The organism is Brevibacillus soli, from assembly GCF_044759095.2.
Taxonomy (GTDB): Bacteria; Bacillota; Bacilli; order Brevibacillales; family Brevibacillaceae; genus JBIYSM02.
In genome coordinates this window covers 1-11,062 of sequence record NZ_JBIYSM020000071.1, presented here as the reverse complement: position 1 = coordinate 11,062, position 11,062 = coordinate 1, and the positions used below count along the sequence as shown (strand labels likewise).

The window sequence follows — 11,062 nt, the reverse complement described above, 5'->3', positions numbered from 1 at the left end:
AAAAACGAAGCAACGGGGGCTTAGTTTGCTATTGCCAAAAAGGCCTGTTCTAAGTCACTTAGATTTTCAGGGTAGAATTTATAAAAATGGACATCCAATACAGCCACTTGGAAAGTGTTTGGGGCCCCGTCCGGCGCAGTGTCTGCGATAGCCGGGTGGGTAATTTTGTGGATAAACAGCATTGCGTTTTGATCGAGCGAAAAACGAACATACTGTGGATAACAAAAAGCTTTGGCAACCTGACACTTTCCAGGTTGCTTTTTCCTTGGAGTTTTTAGCTCGATCTGTTATGCTAGTAAGTTAGTGGCTTACTGCCAGTTGGAACTTTGAGGTGAATGCAGTGAAATTCGATACTATCGCAGCAGTGGCCACCCCGATGGGAGAGGGAGGCATTGCTGTTATTCGAGTAAGTGGACCCGATGCTACGGAAATTGTGGATAAGATATACCGAGGGAAGAAGAAGTTGTCCACTGTGGATAGTCACACCATTCATTACGGACATTTGTACGATCCACAGACGGGTGAGCGGGTGGAAGAAGTATTGGTTTCCGTCATGAGAGCGCCGCGTACGTTTACCCGCGAGGATGTCGTCGAGGTGAACTGCCACGGCGGGATTGTATCGGTAGAACGGGTACTGGAGTTGATTTTGGACAATGGTGCAAGATTGGCAGAGCCCGGCGAGTTTACCAAACGCGCATTTTTAAACGGGCGGATAGACCTGTCGCAGGCGGAGGCCGTCATTGATCTGATCCGGGCCAAAACGGACCGGGCAATGAAAGTGGCGCTTAACCAGGTGGAAGGGAAGCTGTCCCGAATGATTCGCAAGCTGCGGCAAAACTTGATTGAAGCCATGGCTCATATTGAAGTGACGCTCGATTATCCGGAGCACGACGTGGAGGAGTTTACCCAAAATCTCTTGATGACCAAGTGCGTCGAGGTAAAAGAGGAGATCGGCCGCCTGCTGCAGACTGCGAAACAGGGGAAAATTTTGCGGGAGGGTCTTTCCACTGCAATTGTCGGCCGACCCAATGTAGGCAAGTCTTCCTTGTTGAACAGTTTGGCTCAGGAGGAAAAGGCCATTGTCACCGATGTAGCAGGCACGACCCGGGACGTCATCGAAGAGTATGTCAACGTTCGCGGTGTTCCGCTGCGTTTGATCGATACGGCCGGCATTCGCGAAACGGAGGACATCGTCGAAAAAATCGGCGTGGAAAAGTCGAGACAGCTGTTGCAGCAAGCCGACCTCGTGCTGCTCATGCTGAACTACAACGAGCCGCTGACGGATGATGACTACGCCATTTTTGAGGCAGCCAAGGGCTTTAACGTGATTGTGATCGTCAACAAGTTTGACCTGCCGCAGCGGATTGACCTGGAGGAAGTGAAGCGTTACTTCCCCGATCAGCCGCTGATCATGACTTCCGTGAAAGAGGAGAAAGGCATCGATCTTCTGGAGCAGGCGATTGCCGAAATCTTTTTCAGCGGACGCGTTCACCAGGAAGACCTGACCTATGTGAGCAACGCCCGGCATATCCAGCTGCTTCGGCAGGCTGAGCAGGCCATTCAGGACGCCATCAACGGCATTGAGGCATCCATGCCGATTGACATGGTGCAAATCGATATTAAAAAGGGCTGGGAACTGCTCGGCGAAGTAATCGGAGAGAGCGTGGGCGAAGATTTGATAGACCAGATCTTTTCCCAATTCTGTTTGGGGAAATAAGGCAAGGAGGGAGAAGCATGATTGCAACGTATGATGCCGGAACGTTTGATGTGATTGTAATTGGGGCAGGGCACGCCGGATGTGAAGCGGCTTTGGCTGCGGCACGGATGGGCTGCAGCACTCTGCTTTTGACGATCAATCTGGATGCGGTTGCCTATATGCCGTGCAATCCTTCTGTCGGGGGGCCTGCAAAAGGGCACGTCGTGCGGGAGATTGACGCGCTGGGCGGTGAGATGGGAAGAAACACCGACAAGACTTACATCCAGATGCGGATGCTGAACACAGGGAAAGGGCCTGCCGTTCACGCGCTGCGGGCACAGGCCGACAAGTTCGCCTATCAGCATCAGATGAAACATACGATTGAAAATACGCCCAATTTGATTCTCCGTCAGGCGATGGTGGAGGAATTGATCGTCAACAACGGCGTTTGTGAAGGTGTCATTACGCAAACCGGCGCCCGATACAACGCCAAGTCGGTGGTGCTCACCACCGGTACCTATCTCCGCGGCAAAATCATCCTCGGGGATTTGCAGTATGAAAGCGGCCCGAACAACATGCGGCCGTCCATTCGCTTGGCTTTGCACCTGAAAGAGCTCGGTTTTGAGATGGTGCGCTTCAAGACCGGCACACCGCCGCGCGTACACAAAAGCAGCGTCGATTTCAGCAAAATGGAGATACAGCCGGGAGACGACGTACCGCGCGCTTTTTCCTACGAGACTACGGAATTCATCATGGACCAGCTTCCATGCTGGCTTACGTATACCAACGAAGGAACGCATGAAGTGATCAACGGCAACCTGCATCGGGCACCGATGTACTCCGGCATCATAGAAGGGACGGGTCCGCGCTACTGTCCGTCGATTGAGGATAAGGTCGTGCGTTTTAGCGACAAGCCGCGTCACCAGGTGTTCCTCGAGCCGGAAGGGCGGCATACGGAAGAGATGTACGTGCAGGGAATGTCGACGAGTCTGCCGGAAGATGTCCAGCTTTCCATGCTTCGTTCCATGGCAGGACTCGAGAACGTCAAAATGATGCGTCCCGGATACGCCATCGAGTACGATGCGATCGTGCCGACACAGCTGTGGCCTTCACTGGAGACCAAATTGATTGAAGGCTTGTTTACGGCCGGGCAGATCAATGGAACCTCCGGCTACGAAGAAGCGGCCGGACAGGGATTGATGGCGGGCATCAACGCCGCCAGAAAAGTGCAGGGCAAGCCGCCTGTCATTCTCGGACGTGAGCAGGCGTACATCGGCGTTTTGATTGACGACCTTGTCACCAAAGGCACCAATGAACCGTATCGTCTGCTTACATCCCGTGCGGAATACCGTTTGCTGCTGCGTCATGACAATGCAGACCTGCGTTTGACCGACATCGGGTATGAAATCGGCCTGATCAGCGAAGAACGGTATAAACGATTTAACGAAAAGCGGGCGAGAATTGAACAGGAGAAGGAGCGAATTCTGAACACCCGTGTCCGCCCCGATCAGGCGCATGTGCAGGCCGTTCTCCGTGAAGCGGGGTCGCCGGAACTGACGGAAGTGATTGAGTTGGCCCAGCTACTTCGCCGTCCGGAAATTACGTACCAGCACATCATCCAAATGGCTCCTGCACCGGAGCCTGTGCCTGAGGATGTGGCGGAACAGGTGGAAATCCAGATCAAATATGACGGCTACATCCGCAAGTCGCTGCAGCAGGTGGAACGGGTCAAAAAGGTGGAAGAGCGCCGCATACCCGCCGATATCGACTATCATCAAATCTCCGGTATGTCCAAAGAGGCGAGAGAAAAAATGAGCAAGATTCGTCCGCTTAATATCGGTCAGGCATCGCGCATTTCCGGCGTAAATCCCGCCGACATCTCCGTTCTTATGGTCTATCTGGAGCAGTACAATCGCGTGGGCGCCGCCGAGTAAGGAGATCAAGCATGAACAAAGAACAATTTGCCGATGCGCTGGCGGCTAAAGGCATTGTGCTCTCGGCCCAGCAACGTGAGCAATTTGACGCATATTTTCGCTTGCTCGTTGAGTGGAACGAAAAGATGAACCTGACGGCCATCACAGAAGAAGGGCAGGTATACACCAAGCACTTCTATGATTCCGTATCGCCTGCCTTCTTCTTTTCGTTTGATTCTGTAGAAACGACAGCGGATATTGGCGGGGGAGCGGGTTTCCCCAGCATTCCGCTAAAGATTTGCTTCCCCCATCTGAAAATGACCATCATCGATTCCCTGAACAAGCGAATGAACTTTCTGGAACACGTCGCCAGGGAGTTGGGATTGGCCAACCTGGCACCGGTGCACGGTCGGGCTGAAGAGCGCGGACAGGAACGGCAATTTCGGGAATCGTTTGATTTGGTCATAGCCCGGGCTGTTGCCAGACTAAACGTATTAGCCGAATACTGCCTGCCGTTCGCAAAAGTGGGCGGGACGTTCATCGCGATGAAGGGAGCCGACATCTCATTTGAATTGAACGAGGCGAAAAAAGCCATCAAAACGCTTGGCGGCAAGACGAGAAAGGTAGAGACCTTTCAACTGGTGGAAGATGCCGGGGAACGAAATATCGTCATGATCGACAAAGTGGAAGCGACTCCGAAAACATATCCGCGAAAAGCGGGAACACCTGCAAAAAAACCGCTGCTTTAAACAGGATAAAAAGGGCTGTGGCAATTGCTATGGCCCTTTTTTGGTGAAATTGATAGTCTTCTGTTTTTCTGCATATACATACAGATATACCTTTTAGGCTCACTGAGAGGATGAAAAACGATGAACACGGCGTTGTCGACCTTTTTCCCATCTGAATTGCCAACCATTCTGTTACGCTTGTTTCTGGCGTTCGTAGCCGGTGCTGTGATGGGGCTGGAGCGTGAGCGTTTTTTTAAAGATGTGAACAGACAAAGAGGGGCAGGATTTCGTACCTACAGTCTGGTCTGCTTCGGATCCTGTCTGTTTGGACTCGCTTCGATATATGGTTTTTCCTCCAGCGGCGTCAATAACGACCCGGGTCGGGTAGCAGCCCAAGTGGTAACCGGCATGGGCTTTTTAGGCGCGGGCGCCATTATCAAATTTAACGGCGAGGTAAAAGGGTTAACCACTGCTGCCGGAATGTGGGTTGCTTCTGCCATTGGTTTAATGTTTAGCGCAGGGATGTACATCCCCGCGATCGTAGCGGCATTTTTTGCCTACCTTACGCTTGATTTTCACCGCCTGTTCCCACATCTGTTCAGCTTTTCCCGCCAAAAAGACAACCAGGAAGAAGAGGTTCGGGAACAAAAACGATTACAGAAACGAATACAGCGTGTGAAGAAGGCTGTGTTACAGAAAGACGAAGAGTGAGTGTTTCACGTGAAACATGTGGAAGCAGCAGGAATTGGAGAAAAAATGAAGAATATTTTTTAGGACAACCATTTTAGGCACAAGGTAGTACGTGTCATCATCCAATGGATACAGGTCAGAGGTTTGTGCATTGGTTTATGGAACGGTTAGAAGTGGGGGATTCGCAATGGCAGTAAAGGATCAGTTTTCTCGCATTTTCGGGTTATCTGACAAGACGGACAGTGAAGAGATACGACAAATACCCGTTGATGAAATTGTTCCCAATCCTTATCAGCCCCGTACAGTATTTGACGATGAAAAAATTGAGGAGTTGTGTCAAACCATCCGCACCCACGGATTGATCCAGCCGATTGTGGTCCGGTTGAAAAACAACCGCTATGAATTGATTGCGGGGGAAAGACGTTTACGTGCGACGAAAAAGTTGGGAATGGAACGAATCCCTGCTATTGTCAAAGACTTTAACGATACACAGACAGCATCGATTGCGCTGATTGAAAACTTGCAGCGAGAGGGTTTGACAGCGATTGAGGAAGCGATCGCCTATCAAAAATTAATTGACCTGCACAACTTGACGCAGGAGAGTTTGGCGCAGCGTCTGGGCAAAGGTCAATCGACCATCGCCAATAAGTTGCGATTGCTCCATTTGCCTCAGGAGATTCAGGACGCGCTGATGACCCGTCAAGTGACGGAACGGCATGCGCGGGCCTTGATCCCTTTAAAAGAGGCTGACCTGCAGATAAAAGTGCTTCAGGAAATCCTGGAACGCGAATGGAACGTGAAACAAACGGAAACGCGTGTCAAACAGATTTTGGACGCGTCCGAAAATCCGAAGCCTGAAAAAGAAGCAAAACCAAAATGGAAGGCGTTTTCCCGGGATGCGCGCATCGCCATCAATACGGTTCGCCAGTCAATCGATATGGTGCTGCAAACGGGCCTGCCGGTAGAAACAAACGAAGAAGACATGGAAGAATATTATCAATTTACCATTCGTATACCCAAGAAAAGGGAACAGTAGAGATGCGGCAAATCAGGCCGCCTTTCTTTTTGGTCGATGAATACGCTTGCCATGAGGCTTTGCTGATCCTGGCACATCCTGTGCGTCGCAACATTTCTTCTTTTAAATGAATCAAAAGAACTAACCATTTCTGAATATCTCTCCTATTTTTTTACAGGGTGATGCGGTAAAATAATAGACGCTACCGCTGGAAAGGGAGTAGACGCAGGGGGATTCACCCTGTAAAATTTCCGGCACGTTAAAAAACACGCGTGCCTGCGTGAGAAATCTGGTAACATGAGTAGTAGATTTGTTTAAACGAGGTGGAAAAGTTGGGTAAGATCATTGCAGTAGCAAATCAGAAGGGTGGCGTAGGGAAGACAACAACATCCGTGAATCTCAGCGCGTGTCTTGCTTCTCTTGGGAAGAAAGTGTTGCTGGTGGACATTGATCCGCAAGGGAACGCTACCAGTGGTATCGGCGTGAACAAAGCAGATGTCCGCTATTGCATTTATGATGTACTCATCAACGACATTAGTCCTGTGGATGCCACTTTGCCGACGGATATAGACGGGTTAATGACCATACCGGCTACGATCCAGCTGGCAGGTGCAGAAATTGAACTTGTCCCAACCATCTCAAGAGAAGTTCGACTAAAAAAAGCCCTTGAAGTTGTAAAGGATAAGTATGATTACATCATTATCGACTGTCCGCCGTCGCTCGGCATTTTAACCGTAAACTCACTGACCGCAGCAGATTCCGTCCTGATTCCCATTCAGTGCGAATATTACGCGCTGGAGGGATTGAGTCAGCTGCTCAATACCATCCGTCTGGTCCAAAAACATCTGAACTCCCAACTGACGATCGAGGGAGTAGTGCTGACCATGCTGGATGCAAGGACCAATCTCGGGATCCAGGTGATTGAGGAAGTGAAAAAGTACTTTCAGGACAAGGTGTACAAGACAATTATTCCTCGCAATGTGCGTTTGAGTGAGGCTCCTTCTCACGGGCAAGCGATTATCACGTATGACCCCCGGTCCAGAGGGGCTGAAGTGTATACGGACCTAGCGAAGGAAGTGGTAGGACTATGAGCAGAGGTTTAGGAAAAGGGTTGGGAGCCCTGATTACCTCAAACCTTTTGGATGAAGGGGAGCAAGTTTCCGAGATTTCCGTCAGTGAAATCAGACCCAATCCCTATCAGCCACGAAAAGAATTTGATGCCGCTGCCATTGAAGAACTGTCTCAGTCGATTAAAGAACACGGCATCATCCAGCCGCTGATTGTGCGCAAAAGCATAAAGGGATACGAACTGGTGGCAGGGGAACGCCGGCTCCGTGCTGCGAAGGTGGCCGGACTGAAAAAGGTGCCTGTCGTCGTAAAGGCATACACGGACCAGCAGCTAATGGAAATTGCCCTGATTGAAAATCTGCAGCGGGAGAATCTCAATCCCATAGAGGAAGCAGAAGCATATGAAAAGCTGATGGAGCATTATTCCTACACACAAGAAGAGCTGGCGCAAAAAATCGGAAAAAGCAGACCGCATGTCGCAAACATCTTGCGCTTGCTGCAACTGCCTGACAAGATCCGTAAGTTTGTATCCAACTCTGCACTTTCGATGGGCCACGCCCGTGCGCTTCTGCCGGTGGAGAAAGAAGATTTGCAGCTGCAGTTGGCAAACGATGTTGTAAAAAAAGGCCTGAGTGTCAGACAGTTGGAAGAATTGGTAAAGCAACTGAATGTTTCACGTGAAACAAACAAGAAAAAAGCCGTGAAAAAAGAACCGCTGCTTTCCCAGATGGAAGAGCGCTTGCGCATCCGCTTTGGTACATCCGTAAAAATCAAAAAAGGCAGCAAGCGCGGTAAAATCGAAATTGATTTTTACTCCAACGACGATTTACAGCGGATTTTGGATATATTGTATGTTGAGGAACGGTAAAATCCCAAGGAGGAAGCCATGCAGATCATATACCTTGATAATGCCGCATCGACCTGGCCGAAACCTCCCGGCGTAAAAGAGGCGATGGCCGAAGTGATCGACCAATTCGCTGCAAATCCCGGAAGAGGCGGTCATGCGTTGGCGATGAAGGCGAGCAAGACAGTGTTTCGTACACGCGTGCAGCTTTCACGGTTATTTGGGATACAAAACCCGAATGACCTCTTTTTTTATCTCAATGCTACACAGGCGTTAAATCAAGCAATAAAAGGCCTGTTAACCGAAGGGGATCACGTCGTCACTTCTTCGATTGAGCACAACTCGGTAAGGCGCCCGCTTGAGTATCTGCGAAGAACAAAAAAAGTTCAGATCACATATGTGGAGCCACGATCCGACCACCTGTTTCACGCTGAAGATTTTGCAAATGCGTTAAAGCCCAACACACGATTGATGGTAGTCAGTCATGCTTCCAATTTGACAGGAGTCATTTTGCCGATTGGGGAACTTGGGAAGATTGCCAAACAGCATGGTGTCGTATTCCTTGTCGATGCTTCGCAAACGGCCGGGGTGCTTCCTATTCAGGTGGATGAGATGAACATCGACATGCTTGCATTTCCAGGACATAAGGGTCTGTACGGTCCTCAGGGAACGGGTGGACTGTACGTAAAAAGCGACATTGACCTGGAGCCTTTGATTCACGGAGGGACGGGGAGCCAGTCGGAGGCAATCGAACAGCCAACGACCAGACCGGACCGTTATGAAAGCGGCACGGCGAATACCGTGGGACTGGCGGGATTGCTGGCTGGTGTCAACTTCATCCTGGAAAAAGGCGTAGAAAACATCCACGAACACGAGTGGGGCTTGTCCAGGAAGGCAATTTTGGGATTGCGCGAGATTCCGGGCGTGGAAGTGTACGGACCTGCTCTCCCCGTCGAGAGGGTCGGGGTCGTTTCCTTTAATATAGCCGGCGTAGATGCTTCGGAAGCTTCTTTCATACTTGACCAGCAGTATGGAATTGCAACCCGTGCCGGTTATCACTGCACCCCGTTGGGCCATAAAACGGCAGGGACGGAGCAAAGAGGGGCCGTACGCGCGAGTTTTGGGATTTTTAACACAGAGGAAGAGGTAGATACGCTTGTGAACGCGGTAAGAGAAATTGCACTGGCGTTTCAGTGAGAGAGACAACATAGGAGCGTGGAGAATGTGATTTTGCTGGGAACCCTCGTCAATGCAGCAGCCATAATTGTTGGCTCGCTGGTGGGCCGATTGCTGTCGGGCATTCCTGATACGATTCGGCAGACGGTCATGCAGGGAATCGGTTTGGCAGTTGTTTTGCTCGGACTGAAAATGAGCTTTGAAACCCAAAACATTTTGCTGCTGATTTTCAGCATTGTACTGGGTTCCATTGTTGGAGAGGTAATGGGTATTGAAAAAGGTCTGAACCAGGTCGGCCAATGGCTGGAAAACAAGCTGGGAGGAAGTAAACAAGGCAGTATTGCCACGGGATTTGTGACGGCGACATTGGTATACTGTATCGGTGCCATGGCGGTTCTGGGCGCGATGGACAGCGGCTTGCGCCAAAACCACGATATTTTATACACCAAGGCCATGCTGGACGGTTTTTCCGCCATTATTTTTACCTCTACTTTGGGTATCGGCGTGCTGTTTTCCGCAGTACCTGTCCTGTTCTACCAAGGAGTAATCGCGCTGCTCTCGACACAGATCTACGGGTTGGTCAGCAAAGAAATGCTGGACGCTATGCTTGTGGAATTGACGGCTGTCGGCGGACTGATGATTATCGCCATCGGAATCAACATTCTGGAACTGCGCAAAATCAATGTGGCGAATATGCTGCCGGCTTTGGTGATTGCGGCAGTAGGGGTGCCTTTGATCGATTGGTTGACAGCGCTTTTGGCAACAAAATAGCCGACGAAAATCATGACACGGGTTCTTTCCATCTGCGAAAGAGCTCGTTTTTCATTTTCACATAGTACGGTTCATGCGATAATACGGATAGAAAAAGGGATTGTGTACGAGGGAGAGGGCAAATATGCTGGGTTTTATCATAAATCCCGTATCCGGAAACGGCAGAGGCGCAGCAGTCTGGGCGAAACTGAAACAGCATCTGGAACGGCAAGGAACGCCATATCGAGCATTTGTGACAAAAAATGCAGGGGAAGCGCAAAAAATGGCTGTAGAGCTGCTGCAAAAAGAGGAAGTAACACGACTTGTAGCGGTTGGGGGAGATGGAACGGTAAACGAGGTAATGAACGGCATCTACGAAAGCGGAAAGGATTGTATGTTTGGATACATAGCAGCCGGCTCCGGAAATGATTTTGCCCGGGGACATTCACTGCCGACTGACCCGTTGCAGGCATTGGATCGAATTCTGTCAGAAAAACAGGGGGAAGTCATCGACCTTTTAAAAGTGAACGGTCGGGTGGCGGTCAACAGCGTAGGGGCCGGCTTTGACGGACAGGTCGCAAAAACAACCAATGAAGCTGGATATAAAAAATGGTTCAACAGGTTGAATCTTGGAATGGTTTCTTATGTGGTCTCGGTTTTGCGCGTATTGTATTCCTACAAACCGTGTGACGCGTTCATAACCGTTGACGGCAAAAGCGAAAGACTGCCGCGGGTGTGGCTTATTGCCGTATCGAATATTCCCAATTACGGAGGAGGCATGATGATTTGCCCGCAGGCTGTGGCGAATGATGGGGTTGCCGAAGTGTGTGTGGTCAGCGACGTTAGCCGATGGGGACTGCTTCGTGCTTTTCCCTTGATATTTTCCGGAGCTCACGTGCATCACCCGGCTGTTCGCTTTTACCGCGGAAAACACATCCTGATTCAAGCGGAAAGGCCGCTGGTGGTGCACTTAGACGGCGAAGTGGCGGCCGTTACACCGATAACAGTGGAAGTTCTGGAGCAGCAGCAGACGGTGCTGAAGTGATCGCGTAAGAAAACCCACCCGGCGAAGCGTTAGCTCATGCCGGGTGGGTTTTATTAGTATATAAGACTTCCATGCCGCGTTCACGGCATCACTGATGAATGAAAATATTGTCAATACTGCTACTACGGCTGGCGAAG

The 11,062-nt window shown here is 50.4% G+C and carries 10 protein-coding genes; all 10 read left to right on the top strand.

From position 1 onward, the window contains the following. Positions 1 to 340 precede the first annotated feature (340 nt). On the top strand, positions 341 to 1,717 hold the full coding sequence (gene mnmE / locus ACE99V_RS19465; protein WP_400492864.1) for a tRNA uridine-5-carboxymethylaminomethyl(34) synthesis GTPase MnmE: 1,377 nt from the start codon (positions 341 to 343) through the stop codon (positions 1,715 to 1,717). A 17-nt stretch (positions 1,718 to 1,734) separates the two neighbouring features. After that, entirely contained in the window at positions 1,735 to 3,630 is a 1,896-nt protein-coding gene (gene mnmG / locus ACE99V_RS19460; protein ID WP_400492863.1) for a tRNA uridine-5-carboxymethylaminomethyl(34) synthesis enzyme MnmG, read from the top strand. An 11-nt stretch (positions 3,631 to 3,641) separates the two neighbouring features. Continuing rightward, the gene (rsmG, locus tag ACE99V_RS19455) at positions 3,642 to 4,358 is read left to right on the top strand and encodes a 16S rRNA (guanine(527)-N(7))-methyltransferase RsmG (protein WP_400492862.1); all 717 of its coding nucleotides are present in this window, start codon (positions 3,642 to 3,644) and stop codon (positions 4,356 to 4,358) included. A gap of 120 nt (positions 4,359 to 4,478) precedes the next feature. Next, positions 4,479 to 5,048 (top strand): MgtC/SapB family protein, encoded by a 570-nt coding sequence (locus ACE99V_RS19450; protein ID WP_400492861.1) that lies wholly within the window; start codon positions 4,479 to 4,481, stop codon positions 5,046 to 5,048. A 166-nt stretch (positions 5,049 to 5,214) separates the two neighbouring features. After that, a complete protein-coding gene (noc, locus tag ACE99V_RS19445) occupies positions 5,215 to 6,063 on the top strand; it encodes a nucleoid occlusion protein (protein ID WP_400492860.1) in 849 nt (282 codons plus the stop codon). A 311-nt stretch (positions 6,064 to 6,374) separates the two neighbouring features. Then, positions 6,375 to 7,133: a ParA family protein gene (locus tag ACE99V_RS19440; RefSeq protein ID WP_400492859.1), complete on the top strand. Its 759-nt coding sequence runs from the start codon at positions 6,375 to 6,377 to the stop codon at positions 7,131 to 7,133. After that, positions 7,130 to 7,978 carry a ParB/RepB/Spo0J family partition protein gene (locus tag ACE99V_RS19435; protein ID WP_400492858.1) on the top strand — a complete coding sequence of 283 codons (849 nt, stop codon included), beginning with the start codon at positions 7,130 to 7,132 and terminating at the stop codon, positions 7,976 to 7,978. Before ACE99V_RS19440 ends, ACE99V_RS19435 begins: the two co-directional genes overlap by 4 nt. An 18-nt stretch (positions 7,979 to 7,996) precedes the next feature. Next, a complete protein-coding gene (locus tag ACE99V_RS19430) occupies positions 7,997 to 9,151 on the top strand; it encodes an aminotransferase class V-fold PLP-dependent enzyme (protein ID WP_400492857.1) in 1,155 nt (384 codons plus the stop codon). A gap of 27 nt (positions 9,152 to 9,178) precedes the next feature. Then, positions 9,179 to 9,901 carry a DUF554 domain-containing protein gene (locus tag ACE99V_RS19425; RefSeq protein ID WP_400492856.1) on the top strand — a complete coding sequence of 241 codons (723 nt, stop codon included), beginning with the start codon at positions 9,179 to 9,181 and terminating at the stop codon, positions 9,899 to 9,901. A 124-nt stretch (positions 9,902 to 10,025) separates the two neighbouring features. Then, positions 10,026 to 10,925 carry a diacylglycerol/lipid kinase family protein gene (locus ACE99V_RS19420; RefSeq protein WP_400492855.1) on the top strand — a complete coding sequence of 300 codons (900 nt, stop codon included), beginning with the start codon at positions 10,026 to 10,028 and terminating at the stop codon, positions 10,923 to 10,925. Positions 10,926 to 11,062 lie beyond the last annotated feature (137 nt).

Bases quoted from the DNA above. Each gene is read 5' to 3' on its own strand.
- mnmG (WP_400492863.1), top strand. From the start codon at position 1,735: ATGATTGCAACGTATGATGCCGGAACGTTTGATGTGATTGTAATTGGG.
- rsmG (WP_400492862.1), top strand. From the start codon at position 3,642: ATGAACAAAGAACAATTTGCCGATGCGCTGGCGGCTAAAGGCATTGTG.
- ACE99V_RS19450 (WP_400492861.1), top strand. From the start codon at position 4,479: ATGAACACGGCGTTGTCGACCTTTTTCCCATCTGAATTGCCAACCATT.
- noc (WP_400492860.1), top strand. From the start codon at position 5,215: ATGGCAGTAAAGGATCAGTTTTCTCGCATTTTCGGGTTATCTGACAAG.
- ACE99V_RS19435 (WP_400492858.1), top strand. From the start codon at position 7,130: ATGAGCAGAGGTTTAGGAAAAGGGTTGGGAGCCCTGATTACCTCAAAC.
- ACE99V_RS19430 (WP_400492857.1), top strand. From the start codon at position 7,997: ATGCAGATCATATACCTTGATAATGCCGCATCGACCTGGCCGAAACCT.
- ACE99V_RS19420 (WP_400492855.1), top strand. From the start codon at position 10,026: ATGCTGGGTTTTATCATAAATCCCGTATCCGGAAACGGCAGAGGCGCA.